This window comes from Lentzea sp. JNUCC 0626 (genome assembly GCF_043632865.1).
GTDB lineage: Bacteria > Actinomycetota > Actinomycetes > Mycobacteriales > Pseudonocardiaceae > Lentzea.
The window spans coordinates 10472770-10489257 of sequence record NZ_CP171635.1; the positions used below are offsets into that span (position 1 = coordinate 10472770).

16 protein-coding genes and 1 pseudogene are annotated in these 16488 nt (G+C 69.7%); 9 read left to right on the top strand and 8 right to left on the bottom strand.

Going from position 1 to position 16488, the window contains the following annotated elements:
• Positions 1–49: 49 nt before the first annotated feature.
• On the top strand, positions 50–445 hold the full coding sequence (locus tag JNUCC0626_RS48885; protein WP_394617424.1) for a VOC family protein: 396 nt from the start codon (positions 50–52) through the stop codon (positions 443–445).
• Positions 446–1606 carry an MFS transporter gene (locus JNUCC0626_RS48890; RefSeq protein ID WP_394617425.1) on the top strand — a complete coding sequence of 387 codons (1161 nt, stop codon included), beginning with the start codon at positions 446–448 and terminating at the stop codon, positions 1604–1606.
• A 12-nt stretch (positions 1607–1618) separates the two neighbouring features.
• Here JNUCC0626_RS48890 and JNUCC0626_RS48895 read toward each other — a convergent pair whose 3' ends face one another.
• A complete protein-coding gene (locus tag JNUCC0626_RS48895; RefSeq protein WP_394617426.1) occupies positions 1619–3100 on the bottom strand; it encodes an LVIVD repeat-containing protein in 1482 nt (493 codons plus the stop codon).
• 212 nt (positions 3101–3312) lie between these two features.
• Here JNUCC0626_RS48895 and JNUCC0626_RS48900 point away from each other — a divergent pair, with 212 nt between their 5' ends.
• On the top strand, positions 3313–3918 hold the full coding sequence (locus tag JNUCC0626_RS48900; protein ID WP_394617427.1) for a DUF305 domain-containing protein: 606 nt from the start codon (positions 3313–3315) through the stop codon (positions 3916–3918).
• Here JNUCC0626_RS48900 and JNUCC0626_RS48905 read toward each other — a convergent pair.
• Positions 3884–6256 (bottom strand): ATP-binding protein, encoded by a 2373-nt coding sequence (locus JNUCC0626_RS48905; protein ID WP_394617428.1) that lies wholly within the window; start codon positions 6254–6256, stop codon positions 3884–3886. The genes JNUCC0626_RS48900 and JNUCC0626_RS48905 overlap by 35 nt on opposite strands.
• A 19-nt stretch (positions 6257–6275) precedes the next feature.
• Positions 6276–6605, bottom strand: a complete 330-nt coding sequence (locus JNUCC0626_RS48910) for an antibiotic biosynthesis monooxygenase family protein (RefSeq protein ID WP_394617429.1) — start codon at positions 6603–6605, stop codon at positions 6276–6278.
• An 80-nt stretch (positions 6606–6685) separates the two neighbouring features.
• On the opposite strand from JNUCC0626_RS48910, the gene JNUCC0626_RS48915 reads away from it, so the two are divergent.
• Entirely contained in the window at positions 6686–7276 is a 591-nt protein-coding gene (locus tag JNUCC0626_RS48915; RefSeq protein WP_394617430.1) for a TetR/AcrR family transcriptional regulator, read from the top strand.
• Here the strand turns inward: JNUCC0626_RS48915 and JNUCC0626_RS48920 are convergent.
• Complete coding sequence (locus tag JNUCC0626_RS48920; protein ID WP_394617431.1) at positions 7269–8093, bottom strand: SDR family NAD(P)-dependent oxidoreductase; 825 nt, start codon at positions 8091–8093, stop codon at positions 7269–7271. The genes JNUCC0626_RS48915 and JNUCC0626_RS48920 overlap by 8 nt on opposite strands.
• Positions 8090–8998: an SDR family NAD(P)-dependent oxidoreductase gene (locus JNUCC0626_RS48925; protein WP_394622265.1), complete on the bottom strand. Its 909-nt coding sequence runs from the start codon at positions 8996–8998 to the stop codon at positions 8090–8092. The genes JNUCC0626_RS48920 and JNUCC0626_RS48925 overlap by 4 nt, the downstream gene beginning before the upstream one ends.
• A 74-nt stretch (positions 8999–9072) precedes the next feature.
• Between JNUCC0626_RS48925 and JNUCC0626_RS48930 the strand changes: the two genes are divergently transcribed.
• The 5 genes from JNUCC0626_RS48930 to JNUCC0626_RS48950 all read left to right on the top strand — a co-directional run bounded on the left by JNUCC0626_RS48930 (position 9073) and on the right by JNUCC0626_RS48950 (position 13529).
• On the top strand, positions 9073–10005 hold the full coding sequence (locus tag JNUCC0626_RS48930) for a LysR family transcriptional regulator (RefSeq protein WP_394617432.1): 933 nt from the start codon (positions 9073–9075) through the stop codon (positions 10003–10005).
• Positions 10006–10062: 57 nt separating this feature from the next.
• A complete protein-coding gene (locus tag JNUCC0626_RS48935) occupies positions 10063–10956 on the top strand; it encodes an ABC transporter ATP-binding protein (protein ID WP_394617433.1) in 894 nt (297 codons plus the stop codon).
• On the top strand, positions 10940–11665 hold the full coding sequence (locus JNUCC0626_RS48940; RefSeq protein ID WP_394617434.1) for an ABC transporter permease: 726 nt from the start codon (positions 10940–10942) through the stop codon (positions 11663–11665). The genes JNUCC0626_RS48935 and JNUCC0626_RS48940 overlap by 17 nt, the downstream gene beginning before the upstream one ends.
• Before the next feature lie 9 nt (positions 11666–11674).
• Positions 11675–12826 (top strand): sensor histidine kinase, encoded by a 1152-nt coding sequence (locus JNUCC0626_RS48945; RefSeq protein ID WP_394622266.1) that lies wholly within the window; start codon positions 11675–11677, stop codon positions 12824–12826.
• Between the two features lie 76 nt (positions 12827–12902).
• Positions 12903–13529, top strand: coding sequence for a response regulator (locus tag JNUCC0626_RS48950; RefSeq protein WP_394617435.1), 627 nt, complete (start codon positions 12903–12905; stop codon positions 13527–13529).
• A 107-nt stretch (positions 13530–13636) separates the two neighbouring features.
• Here the strand turns inward: JNUCC0626_RS48950 and JNUCC0626_RS48955 are convergent, their stop codons facing one another.
• The 3 genes and pseudogenes from JNUCC0626_RS48955 to JNUCC0626_RS48965 all read right to left on the bottom strand — a co-directional run bounded on the left by JNUCC0626_RS48955 (position 13637) and on the right by JNUCC0626_RS48965 (position 16398).
• The gene (locus JNUCC0626_RS48955) at positions 13637–14023 is read right to left on the bottom strand and encodes an allophanate hydrolase-related protein (RefSeq protein WP_394617436.1); all 387 of its coding nucleotides are present in this window, start codon (positions 14021–14023) and stop codon (positions 13637–13639) included.
• 13 nt (positions 14024–14036) lie between these two features.
• A pseudogene (locus JNUCC0626_RS48960) lies at positions 14037–14933 on the bottom strand (XdhC family protein); the annotation flags it as partial.
• Between the two features lie 58 nt (positions 14934–14991).
• On the bottom strand, positions 14992–16398 hold the full coding sequence (locus tag JNUCC0626_RS48965; RefSeq protein WP_394617437.1) for an NCS2 family permease: 1407 nt from the start codon (positions 16396–16398) through the stop codon (positions 14992–14994).
• Positions 16399–16488 lie beyond the last annotated feature (90 nt).

A 16488-nucleotide genomic window follows, 5' to 3' on the forward strand; every position in this document is an offset into this window, starting at 1 on the left:
TTTCGCGGCTTCTCTCCTTTCTGACACCGGGGCTGGAATGATCGTCGGCATGACCGGTGTCCGTGAACTCCGCTTGGTCGTCACCGCCGACGACTACGACGAAGCCCTGCGCTTCTACCGAGACGTGCTCGGGCTGGAGCAACGGGCGGCGTTCGCGTCCGACGGCGGGCGGGTCACGATCCTCGAGGCCGGGCGGGCGACGCTGGAGCTCACCGACCCGCCGCACGCCGAGTTCATCGACCAGGTCGAGGTCGGCGCACGCGTCGCCGGGCACATCCGGGTGGCGTTCGAGGTCACGGACTCCGCAGGAACGACCCGCCGGCTCGAGGCCGCCGGTGCCGAGGTGATCGCGGAACCCACGCGCACGCCGTGGAACTCGCTGAACGCGCGGTTGACAGCGCCTGCCGGGTTGCAGCTGACGTTGTTCCAGGAGCTGGGCGAGTAGATGACGATCTCCGCTGCCGGGTACCGCGACCTCGCGAACCGGGACGTGCTGGCGTGCGCCGTGGTGACGGTCGCCGCGAAGTTACCGATGTCCATGACGCCGCTGATGATGGTGTTCCTGGTGAGGGGACTGCCGGGCGGGTACGTGCTGGCGGCGTCGCTGGTGGCCGTGTACGTGCTGGGCGAGGTGCTCGGGGCGGCGTTGCTCGGGTTGTTCCTCGACCCTTCGCGGATGCGCGGGCAGCTGTCGATCGGACTGGTCGTGGGGGCGGCGGCGTTCACGACGCTGGCGCTCACGCAGAACGTGACGGTGCTGGCCATCGCGGCGTTCGTGGCCGGGGCCGGGCCGTCGACGACGCCGGGCGGGTTGCGGGCGATGTTGCTCGGACTGGTGCCCGATGCGTTGGTGCCCAAGGCGATGGGCTTCGACGCCATGATCACGCAGGTGGTGTGGGCGGTGGCGCCCGCGCTCGTCACGGTGCTGGCGTTGAGCGTCGACCACCGGGCGCCGGTCGTGGTGTCGGTCAGCCTGATCGTGGTGGCGGCGTGGCTGGTGTTCATCCTGCCGCGCGGGCACGTGACGTCGCGGTCCGGCTCGGCGAAACCCAAGGTCGTGGCGTCGGCCTGGCCGATCTACCTGGTGAGCGCGGCGGCGTTGGCGCAGCTCGCGGTGGCGGAACTCGTGCTGCCCGCCCTGCTCGAACACCGGGGGATCGGGATCGGCTGGATCGGGCCGCTGCTCATGGGGTTCGCGGCGTGCAGCGCGCTCGGGGCGGTGCTGTACGGGCTGCGGCCGTGGCCGGGCACGTTCCGCACGCAGGGGTTGGTGTTGCTGGTCGTCACGGCGACGTGCGTCGGGGCGCTGGCGTTGTTCCCGAACCTGCCGGGCATCGCGGGCGCGTTGCTCGCGGCCGGGCTGTTCCAGTCGGGAGTGCTGGTGACGCGCAGTCTCGCGTTGCGCGAACGGCTTCCGGTCGGCGCGCACGCGGCCGGGTTCTCGATGATGTACGCGGTGACCGGCGCGGGCTACGGGCTCACGGCCGTCGTGGCCGCGTGGGCGATGGACGCCGGCAACCCCGTGTGGGCCGTTTTCGGTGGTGTGGCGGTGACTCTGGTCCTGACAGCAGTCAGCGCGGCTGCCGAACGTCGGCAGCCGCGCTGAAGCTGATCGCTACTAGCCGCGGTAGAAGTTGCCCTGCGTCTGGACGTTGAGCTCGTCCGTGCGGAACAGCTTCGCGATGAACGTGCGCGGGTCGCGCATGTCGATCACGTCGAAGCCGCGGCCCATCTCCGAGGAGTAGATGTAGCCGTTGTACCAGTAGGTCGACCAGGTGCCGCCACTGCCGAGGTTCGGCATCGGGCCGCGCTCGAAGAAGCCGATCTCACGCGGCTTGCTCGAGTTCGTGAAGTCCCACACCGAGATGCCGCCCTGGTACCAGGACTGGACCATGATGTCCTTGCCGGGCACCGGGATCAGCGAACCGTTGTGCGCGACGCAGTTCTCCGAGTCGGTCTGCATGCGCGGGATCTTGTAGTAGGACTTGAACACCAGCTTGCGCTTGTCGCCCCGGCCCACGATGTCGTAGATGCCGTTGGCGCCGCGGTTCGGGCCGATCTTCTCGTTGCACGTCGCCGCGCCACCGCCACCGAGCTCGTCGGTGAAGACGACCTTGGTGCCGCTGTTGTTGAAGGTCGCCGAGTGCCAGAACGCGAAGTGCGCGTCGTCCTGGACCCGGTGGATCTCCTTCAGGCTCTCCCTGTTGGAGATGTCCCACAGCACGCCGTCACCCATGCACGCGCCGGCCGCGAGGTCGAGCTGCGGGTAGACGGTGATGTCGTGGCAGCCGGAGGTGGCCGAGGTGTAGCCGGTGTCGATGTCGCCGGGGCGACCACCGTTGCCGCCGTCCGGGAAGAGGACCGGTGCCTTGAGCAGCGAGGCAGCGGCCGGGTTCTTCACCGGCACCTTGACGATGGAGATCTTGTCGTGCGGCGGCTGGCAGTCCGGGAACGTGGCGTTCGGCGAGTACGAGGAGACGTAGAGGTAGACGTCCTTCTTGTTCTTGCTCGGCACCATCGTGTGGGTGTGCGAACCACAGGCGGTCTCGACAGCGGCGACGTAGCGCGGGTTGCTCTTGTCGCTGATGTCGAAGACCTTGATGCCCTCCCACGACTCCTTGATCGTCGCCGGCTGGGAGACGCTGGAGCAGGAGTTGTCGCTGCGCGAGGAGTCGGTCGACAGGAACAGCAGGTTCCCGTACACCGAGATGTCGTTCTGCGAGCCGGGGCAGAGCACCTGGCTCTTGATCGTCGGCTTCTTCGGGTTGCGGATGTCGTAAATGACGAAGCCGTCGTAGTTGCCGACGAACGCGTAGTTGTCCTGGAACGCGATGTCGGTCTGCGTCGAGTTGAGCGGCGCCTGCTTGTCCAGGTGGGCGACCGGGACCATGTTGCGGCTGCGGCTGATCTCGTCGACGCCGGGCAGCGCGGAGGACCCCTCCGCCCGTGACTCGAGCTGAGCCTCGCTCAGTCCGGCGCCGTCGGCGGGAAGATCGGGCGCGGCGTACGCGGGCCCGGTCGCCGTCGACAGCGTCAGCGCGAGCGCCCCCAGAACCGCGACCGACGCTCTGCGTCGCCGGGTCGTTGCGCGTGAAGACACAGCTTTACCCCCTCTATACGGGTTGGTGGGGGCGAGTATGACCCTTTCGCCTTGCTAAGGGCCAGGTTCTTTCGGAGGGTTGTGCACTCTTTGTCCACAGTTGGACATGTGGACGGGCAGCGTGGAGTGATTGTCCGGTTTCGCCCTGTCACCAGCGGTATGCCACGTCGAGGGGCCTGGACCGGCGGACCGCGGACTGTATTGTCCGAAGCATGCGTTCTGGGGTCATGGTCATCATCGCTGCGGCCGCACTGCTCGCCGGCTGCACGTCGTCCGAACCTGCCGCCGCGCCGATCATCGCGCCGGACACCCCCGGCGGCTCGGCGCCGACCGTGGCCCTGTCGGACGTCACGGGCATGACCCAGGCGCCGCCGAACGACGCCGACCGGACGTACGTGGCGATGATGATCGCCCACCACGAGCAGGCGATCGCCATGACGAGGTTCGCCCCCGAACGCGCGCAGAACGAGACCCTGAAGGGCCTGGCCGACCGGATCCGGTTCAGTCAGGAACCCGAGATCGGCGCCATGAAGCAGTGGCAGCGCACGTTCAACGCCATCGGCACGCACGGCGACCACTCGACGATGCCGGGCATGGCCACCCAAGAACAGCTGAACGCGCTGGGAGCGGCGCAGGGCAAGGACTTCGACCGCATGTTCCTGGAGTTGATGATCAAGCACCACGAGGGTGCGATCAAGATGGCGACGGACGTGCGCGGCGCGGGCGCCAACGTTCAGGTCGAGGAGATGGCCGACGACGTGGTCGCCACCCAGGACGACGAGATCAACCGGATGAAGAAGCTGCTGACTGAGCTGTGAGCTTGGCTCGCACGGCTTCGGCCTCCGGACGTCCGAGGGCCTCGAACGTGTGCAACGCCTCGGACCACGCCGCACGCGCGAGCTCGCCCTCACCCAGGTCGAGGTGCACGTCGCCGAGTGACACCTGCGTGACCGCGACGCCGTAACGATCTCCCGCGGTGCGCGCCGCCTCCACCGACAGGCGGTAGTGGTGGGCGGACTCCGCCAGATCGCCGAGCGCGCGCAGGTTGTACGCGATGCTGTCGAGCGTCTCCGCCTCGGAGAACCGGTTGCCGAGCTCGCGGTGCAGCTCGAGCGCCCGCCGGCACGTCCGGAGTGCTTCCTCGTGCCTGCCCAGCCGGCCGATGCCCCAGCCGAAGTCGCCCATGGCGTTGGCCAGTCCCATGCGGTCGTCCGCCTTGGCGAAGAGCTCCATGGCGAGGCTGATGTGGCGGACGGCGAGTTCCAGATCGCCGAGCCGTTCGTGCACCGCGAAGATGCTGCGGTGCACGCGTGCGGCGCCGCTGTTGTTCCCGAGCTTCTCGTAGAGCGCGGACGCGTCGAGCAGATGTGCGACGCACGTGTCGAAGTCGTCGAGGCGGAACCAGGTGTGTGCGACCAGGTGGTGCATGCGTGCGACCGCGTCGTCGTCGCCGAGGCGTTGTGCGGCTTCGAGTGCCGTGGTCAGCAGGGTGTTCCACTCGCTCCAGCGCGCCTCGCGGTCGAAGTACAGGTGCAGGCACCACGGCAGCTGCCACGCCTGCACGTCGAACCGTTCCGCGGCGGCGAGCGCGCTCAGGGAGATCAGGACCTGGTTCTCCGTCTCGAACCACTGCCACGCCTGCGCTTCGTCGGCGACCCGTTCGGGCACGACTCCTGGCTGGGCGGCGGCGATCGCGAAGTGCCTGCGGTCCTCGCCGAGCAGGCCGTCCGCGTGGTGCGCGCTGTGCAGGTAGTGGTCGACGGCGCGGTGCAACGCCGCGCGGGTCTCGCCGGCACCGGCCAGTTCCCGCGCGTAGACGCGGACGAGGTCGTGCAGCTCGTAGCGGTCCTTCGCGCTGGTGACGAGGTTCGCGCGGGTCAGGTCCCGCAACGCCGCCCCGGCATCGCAGCCGGCGAGGCTGGTGGCCGCGGCCGCGGAGATGTCCGGTCCGGGATGGACACCCAGCAACCGGAACAACGTCGCCGCCGCGGTGCTCAACCTGCTGTAGGACAAGGAGAACGCGGCGCGCACGCTGGTGGACGGATCGCCGGTGTCGAGGAAGTCGAGCGTGTTCCGCTCGTCGGCGAGCTCGTCCGCCAGGGCCGCGAGCGAGAGGTGAGGAGTGGTCGCCGCGCGGGCGCCGACGATCGACAGCGCGAGCGGCAGCCCGCCGCACAACGCGACCAGCCGCGTCACCGCGTCCTGCTCCGCGGTGACGGGAGTGCCGATGCGTTCGGTCAGCAGGGCGACGGCCTCGGCGCCGGGCAGCACGTCCAGGTCCAGCACGCGGGCGCCCTCGAGGTCCGTCAGGCGGTGGCGGCTGGTGACGATCACCGCGCAGGCGTCGTGGCCGGGCAGCAGCGGGAGGACCTGCGCCGCGTCGCGCGCGTTGTCCAGCAGGACCACGAGTTTCTTGACGGCCACCAGTTTTCGGTATCGGGCGACCTGGTCGTCGAGGTTCACGGGCACGTGCCCGGCGGGGACGCCGAGCGCCGTGAGGAACCCGCGCAGCGCCTGTTCCGGCCGCACGGGTTCGCAGGTGGGGTCGAAGCCGTGCAGGTTGACGTGCAGCCGTCCGTCGGGGAAGCGGTCGTCCGCCGCGTCGCACCAGCGGACTGCGAGCGTCGTCTTGCCGATGCCCGCCGGACCGCTGACGACGGTGAGCGGAGCGGGCTCGTCGAGCACGGCCAGTTCGCGACCTCGCCCGGCGAACTGGGCGAGCGGAGCGGGCAGCCGGTGCGGTGTGGGGACGAGCGCCTCGGCGGCCTTGCGTTCGTCGTCCAGCGCGGCGGCCAGGTGCTCCACGCCGTCGACGTCCTCGAAGGCGTTGCCCCGCCACACCGTGAGCGCCTCGGCGTGCCGGCCCTGGTCGCGCAGTGAGCGGAAGTCGAGCAGGTCCGAGTCCGTGACGTGGAGCAGATAGCCGTTGCCGTGCGTGTGCAGGCAACCCGAGGCATCGCCCAGCGCCTGCCTCAGCCTGCTGACGGCCTTGCGGGTGGGCGAGACTTCGCCCAGTTCCTCGACCGGCACGATCTCGCCGGGTCGCGCGAGCAGGGTGGCGAGGATGGTCCTGCCGCGGCCGGCGGGCACCGGGATCTCCTGCCCGCCGACCAGCACTCGCAACGGTCCCAGCAACGCGAAACGAACTTCCCCCATGTGAGGGAAGGCTAGTGACCTACAGTTCGGTGCGCTGGTGCGGCAGCACCATGTCCTCGGCGTGCGTGAAGCGTTCCGGCTCGTTGCCCGTGACGAGGCGCGCGATCGTGCGGTGGCCCTTGTGCGCCTCGCGGAACGCTTCGGACGCGACCCACGCGCGGAAGGCCTCTTCGGACTCGAACTCGTTGACCGAGACGTACGGCTGGTCGTCCTGGGTCGGCTTGAGGAGCGTGCTGCGCAGCAGGCCGGGGACTCCGGGCAGGTGGGTGCGCATGTTGCCGCGGAAGTAGCGCTCGAACTCCTCGGACATGTCCGGGTTCACGAACATGCGGTTGGTCGCGATGAACATGCAGGCCTCCCTGATACCGACGCTCTGTCGGGAACTATTCCAACTCCCCGTCGGGAAATCAAGCGCGATACGATCCCGATGTGCCGAGGATCAGCGCAGACACCGTTGCCGAGCATCGCGCGAACCGGCTGCGCGCCCTCCTGGACGCCGGCCGGGACATCGTCGCGTCCGAGGGAGCGGAGGCGCTGACGCTCGCGTCGCTGGCCAGACGGGTCGGGCTGTCGCGGCCGAGCCTCTACGAGTACTTCCGCTCGCGGGAGGAACTGGTCGCCGCGATCGTTTCGGACGCGCTGCCGGAGTGGGCGGACAAGCTGGAGGACGCGGTCAACGGCGCGGCCTCGGTGCCCGCGAAGATCGAGGCGTACCTGCGCACCGAGCTCGCGATCATCACCGACGGCAGCCACGGCGCGGTGGTGGCGTTGTCCGCGCACACGTTGCCGGACGCGGCCCGCGAGCAGATCCGTTCCGAGCACGAACGGCTGCTGGCGCCGCTGGTCGGGGTGTTCAAGACCGCCGGGGTGGAACGGGCTCAGCTGCGGGCGATGCTGGTGCACGCCATGGTCGAGGCGACGTCGCGGATGATCACGCCGGGGCGCAGCGAGCACAACGAGGCGGTCATCCGGACATTGCTCGACCAGGTGGTGCACGGGCTGGACAAGCCCATCAGCTGAACGGGAGCACCTCGCCGTGGCGGACGAGTTCGCCGTATTGGGCGGGATCGAGCGGGCTCAGGGCGAGGTCCAGCAACGCCGTCGCGGCCTGGGCCGGGGTGGGCGCGGTGCTGACGTCCCACCACAGCGCGGACGTCGGCGTGTTGATCATGCCGGGACACACCGACGCGAGCAGGATTCCCCTGGCCAGATCGGATTCGCGGCGTTCGCGCGCGAGCACGCGCACGGCGGCGACCTGACCGATCTTGGACGGGATGTTCACGAATCCCGGCCACGCACCGGATTTCGCGCGGCCGTCCTTCACCTCGTCGCGCCAGCGGGCGACCTGCGCGTCCATTTCGTCCAGAGTGGACGGAGTGGTGAACCTGTTGTGCAGCACGGGTGCGAGGTGGTGGAGGGTGCCGAGCGTGCTCGCCACGACGATCAGGCTGCCGCTGTCGTTCAGGATCGGTGTGAACGCCCTGAGCAGCCTGGTGGTGCCGAAGTTGTTGACCTCGGTGTAGGCGTTGACGACGTCCCTCGGGTCGTCGTCGGGGCCGACGCGCATGACCGCGTTGCCGAAGACGACGTCGATGCCGCCGTGGCGTTCTTCCAGTTGTGCGGCCAGTTTCGCGGCTGCCCCGGGGTCCGCGACGTCCAGGACCTCGCCGCGGACCTCGGCGCCACCACCCGGCATCGACTGCACCGCTTCGGTGATCTTGTTGATGTCCCGGCCGGTCAGGTAGACGGTGTCGGCGGGCGTCAGGCGTTGGGCGAGGCCCTCGACGAGGGCGAGTCCGAGGCCCTGGGTGGCCCCGGTGACCAGTGCGACGGTCATGCCTTCTCCAGCAGGTTCTCGGAGTACGTCCAGAGGCGTTCGGCGGCTTCCGGGTCGAGGGCGTAGCGGGCGACGCCCTGCAGGCGCGGGAGTTCGCCGCGGCGGTCGACGGTCTGGGCCTCGTTGCAGTCGTTGAAGTAGCGGCCGCCGATGCCTTCGAGCAACGGCGAGGTGGCGACCAGGACGGACGTCGCGGCGCCCTGCTCCGGGGTCTTGAGGAGCGCGGCGGGCATGGTGCCGCTGCCCTGGCCCCCGGTGTGGCGCTGGAGGTTGGTGAGGATCGCGCCGGGCATGACGGCGTTGGCCGTGATGCCGTCTGCTGCCCATCGGCGCGTGGCCTCGACGGCGAACAGGACGTTCGCGGTCTTGCTCTGGCCGTACGCGCTCCACGGGTCGTACGGGCGGAACGCGTAGTGGACGTCGTCGAACACCACGGGCGAGATCATGTGGCCGGTGGAGGAGAGGGAGACGATGCGCGCGTTGCCCGCTGCCTTGAGCGCGCCGTGCAGGCTCGTGGCGAGGGCGAAGTGCCCGAGGTGGTTGGTGGCGAACTGCCACTCCCACCCCTGCTCGGTGTGCTGCTCCGGGCTGGCCATGACGCCCGCGTTGTCGACGAGGACGTGCAACGGGCCGGTCCAGGCGTTCGCGAACGCCTCGACGGACGCCAGGTCGGTGAGGTCGAGCCGCGCGACGTGGACGTTCCCGCCGATGTCCTGCGCGGTCTTCTCGCCGGCCTCTGTGTCGCGGACGGCCAGGGTGACCTCGGCGCCCCTCGCGGCGAGGGCGCGGGCGGTCTCGACGCCGATGCCGGAGGACCCGCCGGTGACCACGGCGCGCTTGCCGGTGAGGTCGACGCCCTCGCTGACCTCGAGTGCAGTGCTGGTGAAACCGAACTCTGTCTTCATCACGTCTTCGACGTTAGGCTCGTCGGAGGTATGCGGGTAGCGAGAGTTTGGTATCGGGGATATGCGGATCTGTCATGGCTCTGAGTGACGCGTCGCTGGTCGCGCTGCGGGTGTTCCGCGAGGTGGCCGAGCGGGGCACGTTGACGGCGGCGGCGTCCGCGCTGGGGTACACGCAGTCGGCGGTGTCGCGGCAGATCGCCGCTCTGGAGAAGGCCGCCGGGGCCACGTTGCTGGAACGGCGCCATGACGGCGTGCGGCTCACGGCGGCCGGTCGGCTCGTGTTGCGGCGTGCGGCCGTGGTGGTCGATCAGGTCGATGCGGGTGCACGGGAGTTGGCCGGGCTGCCGGACGAGGACGCCAGCACCGTGCGCCTCGGGTGGTTCGCGACCGGTGGCGCCTGGCTCGTGCCGCAGGCGTTGCTGGCGTTGAGGCGGACGCATCCGTCGATCACGGTCGTCACGCGCGAGGGCAGCTCACCGGCGTTGGTGAGGGCGTTGCGGGCGGGGACGCTGGACGTCGCGGTGCTCGGGTCGCAGCCGCCGTTCCGCGCTCCGGACGACGAGATCCCGGCGCTGGAGATCGAGACCCTGGTCGAACGCAGCCTGCGCATCGCTGTGCCGTCGTCGCATCCGTTGGCGCGCAACGACTTCATCGACATCGCGGACCTGCGGGGACAGGCCTGGATCGCCGGGCCCGGCGACCAGTTGACGATGGGGGTGTGGCCGGGGCTCGACGAACGGCCCGTCGTCGCGCACACCGCGCGGGACTGGCTCGCGAAGCTGCACCTGGTCGCGGCGGGGTTCGGGATCACGACGGCACCCGCCGCGCTGGAGGCGGTGCTGCCCGCCGGGGTGCGGATCATGTCCGTGCGGGGCGGGCCCGCCGAACAGCGGCGGATTCTGCTGGCGCGGCTGCCGGGTTCGGCGCCGGAGCCGGTGCTGCGGCTGGCGGGGGCGTTGCGGGCCGTCGCGCTCGAGAACGACGCCGAGCATCAACCGATCGGTTGATCCCGGTCGCGCTCGTTGTTCGATGATCTTTCGCGCGCGGTCTTCGAGGCTGGAGGCATGGCAATCATCGAAGTGCGCGATCTGGGCAAGAGGTACGGGCCTCGTGTCGCCGTGGACTCCGTGTCGTTCGAGGTCGCCGAGGGGGAGATCTTCGGGGTGCTCGGACCGAACGGGGCGGGCAAGACGACGACGGTCGAGTGCGTGGCGGGGCTGCGGACGCCGGATTCGGGGACGGTGTCGGTGCTGGGGCAGGCGCCGGGGGACGTGCGGGCGGCGATCGGCGTGCAGTTGCAGGCCTCGGCGCTGCCGGAGCGGATGCGGGTCCGCGAGGCGCTGGAGTTGTTCTCGTCGTTCTACCCCTCGCCGGTCGACTGGTCCGGGCGGCTGGGTCTGGGTGACCACCTGCGTGCCGAGTTCGGGCAGCTGTCGGGTGGGTTGAAGCAGCGGTTGTCGATCGCGCTGGCGCTGATCGGGTCGCCGCGGATCGCGATTCTGGACGAGCTGACGACCGGGCTCGACCCGCAGGCGCGGCGGGACACGTGGTCGGTGATCGAGGAGGTGCGGGCGGCCGGCGTGACGATCGTGCTGGTCACGCACTTCATGGAGGAGGCCGAGCGGCTCTGCGACCGGGTGGCGGTGTTCCGCGAGGGCCGGATCGTGGCTCTGGACTCGCCCTCCGCGCTGGTGTCGCGAGTGGACGGTGCGACGCGGGTGCGGTTCGTGCCGTCGCGCGCTTTGGACGTGGCGTTGCTGGAGGCGTTGCCGGAGGTCGCGTCGGTTTCCGTGGTGGGGGAGCAGGTGGTGGTGTCCGGGTCTGACGACCTGGTGCACGCCGTGACCTCGTTGCTGGCGCGGAGGTCTGTCGTCGCGCGGCAGCTCCGGGTCGACCAGGTCTCGCTGGATGACGCGTACGTCGAACTCACCGGGGGTCGTGATGTGGAAGATCGTTGAGATCGAGGCTCGACTGTTCGTGCGCGATCGGCTGAACTCGTTGTTCGCGATCGTGTTCCCTTCTGTGCTGCTGTTGGTGCTGGGGGCGATTCCGATGTTGCGGGAGCCTGACCCGAAGTTCGGCGGGCTGCGGTTCATCGACAGCTACCTGTCGGCTCTGGTCGTGTTCACGTTGGTGTTCATCGGGTTGCAGCGCCTGCCCGCCGTGGTGGCCACGTATCGCGAGACGGGGGTGTTGCGCCGGTTGTCGACGACGCCGATGCACCCCGGGCGGTTGCTGGTCGGGCAGATGATCGTGAACTTCGTCGCGACGATCTTGTCGGTGCTCCTGCTTATAGTCGTGGGGTACGTCGTTTTCGGCGTCGACCTGCCTCACCATCCACTCGGCCTGGCGTGTGCCGTGGTGCTGGGAGGCGCGAGCACGTTCGCGCTGGGGCTGGTGATCGCCGCACTGGCACCCACCGCGCGAGCGGCCGGTGGCGTGGCGACGGTGGTGTTCATGCTGCTGATGTTCTTCGGCGGCGTGTACCTGCCGCGGTTCATGCTGCCCTCGGTGATCCAGACGATCGGTTCGTACGCGCCTCCCGGTGTGGAGGCGCTGCAGCAGGCGTGGCTCGGCGCCGCGCCGGATTGGAGGCATCTCGCGATCATGGGGCTCGTGGGCCTCGTGGCGGGTACCGTCGCGGCCAAGACGTTCCGCTGGGAGTAGCTCGTGGACATGGCCGCGTTGGACAGGTGGGAGCGCAGGCTCGTCTCGATCGCCCGCGTGATCCCGTACTTCGTGCTGACCGTGACGACGGTGTTGTACTCGATCTTCACCACGCAGTCGGCGGCGGAGCGCTGGTTCACCTACGGCGTCGTGGCGTTCGGCTTCGCGTGGATGACGTGGTGGTTCACGCTGCATCCCGAGTGGCACAAGCGTTCCGACCTCATGGCCGTGTTCATCGGCGGCGTGATCGTGTTCTACGCGGTGCTGGGCCTGCAGGAGCACTGGTTCGGCGCGGTGTCCTACGTGGTCTACGTCTACGCGAGCGAACTGCTGCGCGGCCGCTGGATGTTCATCGTCGTGGCGCTGACGGCCGTGCTGGCGACGCTGTCGTTGTTCGGCGGCTACCCGTGGGACGCGCAGGCGGCGTTCTGGCTGCTGCTGCTCGTCTTCGTCGTGCTCGCGTGCACCTTCACCTACGTGGGCCACGTGACAACAGAACAATCCAGGCTGCGCAAGGAACTGCTGGACGAGAACGAGGGCCTGCACGCCCAACTCCTGGTGCAGGCCCACGAGGCGGGCGTGCAGGACGAACGCCACCGCCTCGCGGGCGAGATCCACGACACCCTCGCCCAGGGCCTGGCGGGCATCATCACGCAACTGTCCGCGGCGACCCCTGCCGACTGGGAGCGCCGCGTGGCCGTGGCGACCGAGCTGGCCCGCTCGAACCTGACCGAGGCCCGCCGCTCGGTGCACGCGTTGCGCCCACCGGCCCTCGACTCGGCCGCCCTGCACGAAGCCCTGGACGACGTCGCCGCGGGCTGGTCGACCATTACCAACGTGCCCGTCTCGGTCACGCTGACCGGTGCCGTGCGCACGATGCACCCGGAGGTGGAGGTCGCGTTGCTGCGCACCGCCCAGGAGGCGCTGTCGAACGTGGCCAAGCACGCGTCGGCGTCGAGGGTGGGACTGACGCTGTCGTACATGGAGGACGTGGTGACGCTGGACGTGCGCGACGACGGGGTGGGCTTCGACCTGACGCGGCCGTCCAACGGGTTCGGGCTGCCCGCGATGCGCCACCGGGTGCACCGGCTGTCCGGCGCGCTCTTCGTGGAGTCGGAGCCGGGGTCGGGCACGGCGATCTCGGCGAGGGTGCCGGCGTGACGGCCACGCGGGTGGCAGCGAGGTGGGACGGCTCGGTGCGAGGCGTGGAGTGCGGGTGGCACGGCGGGGTGGCGGCGTGATTCGGTTGGTGATCGTGGACGACCACCCCGTGGTGCGGGACGGGTTGCGCGGCATGTTGGCCTCGGCGGCCGACTTCGAGGTCGTCGGTGAGGCGGCGTCGGGGGACGAGGCCGTCGCGGTGGTGACGGCCGTGTCGCCGGACGTCGTGTTGATGGACCTGCGGATGCCCGGGTCGGACGGGCTGTCCGCCATCGAACGGCTGCGCGGGCATTCGTGCCGGGTGCTGGTGTTGACGACCTACGACACGGATCGGGACGTGTTGCCCGCCATCAAGGCCGGGGCTACCGGGTACCTGTTGAAGGACACGCCTCGCGACGAGTTGCAGCGGGCCATTCGGGCCGCGCACGCCGGGGAGGCCGTGTTGTCCCCTGCGGTGGCGACGCGGTTGCTCGGGCAGGTGCGGGAGCCCGCGCTGGAGCCGTTGTCGACCCGCGAGTTGGACGTGCTCGGGCTGGTGGCCAAGGGGTCCACGAACCGGGCGGTGGCGGCGGCCTTGTTCATCAGCGAGGCGACGGTGAAGACGCATCTGCTGCACGTCTACGCGAAGCTCGGGGTGTCGGATCGGGCCGCTGCCGTCGCGGTGGCGTACGAGCGCGGGCTGCTCAAGGGCCGAGGGCGCTGAAGCCGAAGAAACGGCCGGAAAAGGACCCGCGGCGGGACCACTTCGGTTGGTCCCGCCGCCTGCGGCAACTCCCCCTTGCCGGCGGCATCCCCCCGGTGCCGCTTCCCTCACCCCTCGCGATGTAGGAACTCGCGCCAGTCGCCCAGATACGAGATGTCTCGGATGTCACCCGATTGGAGCAACGGGTCGACCAGGCCGTCGCGCAGGACGGTGGCCAGGGCGGCGCTGCCGTCCTCCAGTTCGATGACGCCGATCTCCAGTTCGGCGGGCTCGGCGGGGACCAGGTGGTCGCGCAGGATCTTCAACGGCAGGTCGTAGAGCTCACCTACCACCGAGGCCGAGCCTGACTCGTGCATCGCGGGGAACTTCCCCCGCACCGAGAAGTAGCGGTATTTGGCCGCACTGCGCGCCCGGCACACCATCGGGGTGCCCTGGAGCTGCGAGTGCAGCGGTCCGTCCTTCATGCCGCCGCCGTTGAGGAAGATCAGGGCCATGACTCTCCAGGGTTCGGTGGATGGGGGTGGACAGCACGGACAGCGGCAGGCCGGTGCCGCCGTGCCGGACGGCGACGAGTTCGGCCGCGATCGACACCGCCGTTTCGGCCGGGCTGCGGCCGCCGAGGTCGAGGCCGATGGGGGAGCGGAGCCGGGCCAGCGACGACTCGGGGACGCCCTCCGAGCGGAGACGTTCCAGCCGTTCCAGATGCGTGCGGCGGGAGCCGAGCGCGCCTACGAACGCCAACGGCCGTGCGAGAGCTTCCACCAGAACGGGGATGTCGAACTTCGGGTCGTGGGTGAGCACTACGACGGCGGTGGACGCGTCTGTGTGTGTGGAGGCCAGGTAGCGGTGTGGCCAGTCGACGACGACTGAGTGAGCCGCAGGGAAACGGGCTGAGGTGGCGAACACGGGGCGTGCGTCGCACACGGTCACGTGATAGCCGAGGAAGCGGCCTATCTCGGCCACGGCGGCGGCGTGGTCGATGGCGCCGAACACCAGCAGGCGGGGCGGCGGCAGCCACGACTCGGTGAACACGGACCCCTCGGCCTCGAACCGCACGGAAACCGGAAAACCCGCCACCGAAGCCGACAGGGCCGCGCGCAACGACGGGGTGTCGCGTTGCACGAGCACGTCCAGCGAGCCGCCGCAGGTCAGGCCGACGGCGAAGGCGGTGTCGTCGGAGTAGCCGAACGACGCGAGCGTGGGAACTCCTGAAACCAGCACCTGGCCGGCCAGGTCGTAGACCTCGGCCTCCACGCAGCCGCCGGACACGCTGCCGATCACCTCGCCGGTCGGTCCCACGGCCATCGCCGCGCCGACCGGGCGGGGCGCGCTGCCCCGCACGGCGACGACCGACGCGACCGCGAACCGGTCCCACGACAGCAAGGTCGGTGCCAGGTCACGCATGGAGGTCCTCCAATGAAGTGGGGCTCGGCCGGGTGGCCGCCCGGCCGAGCCCCGGCGGTCACTTGCCGCTGATCAGGTCCACCGCGAAGTACACGGCGAACATCAGCGCCAGGCCGGTCATCAGCCAGCCGGGCCAGCGGCCCTTGCAGACGCGCAGCACGACGAACGACACGAGGCCGGCGCCGATGCCGTTGGTGATGGAGTACGTGAACGGGATGATGGCGATGGTCAGGAAGACGGGGATCGTGTAATCCGTTTCCTGCCAAGGGATTCGGCGGATCTGGGTCATCATCAGGCCGCCGATCACCACCAGCGCGGGCGCCGCCGCCTGGGCGGGCACGACCGTCGCGAGCGGCGTGAAGAGCAACGCCACCAGGAAGAGCCCGCCGGTCACCACCGAGGCCAGGCCGGTACGGGCGCCTTCGCCAACGCCCGCGGCCGACTCCAGGAACACCGTGTTCGGGGCGGACCCCGTGACGCCACCGGCGATCGCGCCGGCACCGTCGACCATGAGGATCTTGCCCATCCCCTCGACCTTGCCGTCCTTGCGCAGCCCGGCCTCCTCGGCGACGGACGTGATCGTGCCCATCGCGTCGAAGAACCCGGACAGCACCAGCGTGAACAGGAAGATCGTCGCCGCGATCACGCCCGCCGACACGAAGCCGCCGAACAGGTCCACGCGCCCGAACAACCCGAAGTCCGGCGAACTCACCACCGACGAGGGCAGCGTCGGCGTGACGAGCCCCCAGCCCTGCACGTCGAACGCCGCGTTCACGCCGATCGCGACGAGCGTGGCCACCACGATGCTGATCAGCACGGCACCGGGCACGCCCCGCGCCATCAGCACGATCATCAGCAGCAGACCGAGGCAGAAGATCGCGATCGGCCAGCCGCTCAGGTGGCCGTCGATCCCCATCCGCACCGGCACCGTCGAGTGCGCGGCGTCGGGCGTGCGGGTCACGAAACCGGCGGAAACCAGCCCCACCAACGCGATGTAGAGGCCGATGCCGACGGTGATGGCGATCTTCAACGGCTCCGGGATCGCGTTGATGATCCGCTCGCGGACCCCGGAGACGGCCATGATCACGATGCAGATGCCTTCCAGCACCACGAGACCGAAGGCCTGCGCCCACGTCATCTCGGGCGCCATCTGGAAGGCCACCACGCCGTTGACGCCGAGCCCGGCGGCGATGGCGAGGGGTGCGTTGCCGACGAGTCCCATGAGGACGGTCATCACGCCGGCGGCCAGTGCCGTGGCGGTGGTGATCTCGGCGATGGTGAGCTTGGCGCCGGTGATGTCCGCGGACGCGCCGAGGATCAACGGGTTCAGCAGCACGATGTACGACATCGCGACGAACGTCGTGATGCCACCGCGCACTTCACGGCCTAACGTGCTGCCGCGGTCGGTGATGCGGAAGAACTGATCGAGGGCCGACGTCGATTGTCGGCTCCGCAACTGGGTCATGGAGGACGGCCTTTCCCATGCCGGTGGGCGCGTTCCAACGCCGGAACGCGTTTAAGCAAGTGCAAGCTCCGGTCAGCTAGACAGGCTTTT

Bases quoted from the DNA above. Each gene is read 5' to 3' on its own strand.
- JNUCC0626_RS48890 (WP_394617425.1), top strand. From the start codon at position 446: ATGACGATCTCCGCTGCCGGGTACCGCGACCTCGCGAACCGGGACGTG.
- JNUCC0626_RS48965 (WP_394617437.1), bottom strand. From the start codon at position 16,398: ATGACCCAGTTGCGGAGCCGACAATCGACGTCGGCCCTCGATCAGTTC.
- JNUCC0626_RS48955 (WP_394617436.1), bottom strand. From the start codon at position 14,023: ATGGCCCTGATCTTCCTCAACGGCGGCGGCATGAAGGACGGACCGCTG.
- JNUCC0626_RS48900 (WP_394617427.1), top strand. From the start codon at position 3,313: ATGCGTTCTGGGGTCATGGTCATCATCGCTGCGGCCGCACTGCTCGCC.
- JNUCC0626_RS48920 (WP_394617431.1), bottom strand. From the start codon at position 8,093: ATGACCGTCGCACTGGTCACCGGGGCCACCCAGGGCCTCGGACTCGCC.
- JNUCC0626_RS48905 (WP_394617428.1), bottom strand. From the start codon at position 6,256: ATGGGGGAAGTTCGTTTCGCGTTGCTGGGACCGTTGCGAGTGCTGGTC.
- JNUCC0626_RS48885 (WP_394617424.1), top strand. From the start codon at position 50: ATGACCGGTGTCCGTGAACTCCGCTTGGTCGTCACCGCCGACGACTAC.
- JNUCC0626_RS48910 (WP_394617429.1), bottom strand. From the start codon at position 6,605: ATGTTCATCGCGACCAACCGCATGTTCGTGAACCCGGACATGTCCGAG.
- JNUCC0626_RS48945 (WP_394622266.1), top strand. From the start codon at position 11,675: ATGGCCGCGTTGGACAGGTGGGAGCGCAGGCTCGTCTCGATCGCCCGC.
- JNUCC0626_RS48925 (WP_394622265.1), bottom strand. From the start codon at position 8,998: ATGAAGACAGAGTTCGGTTTCACCAGCACTGCACTCGAGGTCAGCGAG.
- JNUCC0626_RS48940 (WP_394617434.1), top strand. From the start codon at position 10,940: ATGTGGAAGATCGTTGAGATCGAGGCTCGACTGTTCGTGCGCGATCGG.
- JNUCC0626_RS48935 (WP_394617433.1), top strand. From the start codon at position 10,063: ATGGCAATCATCGAAGTGCGCGATCTGGGCAAGAGGTACGGGCCTCGT.
- JNUCC0626_RS48930 (WP_394617432.1), top strand. From the start codon at position 9,073: ATGGCTCTGAGTGACGCGTCGCTGGTCGCGCTGCGGGTGTTCCGCGAG.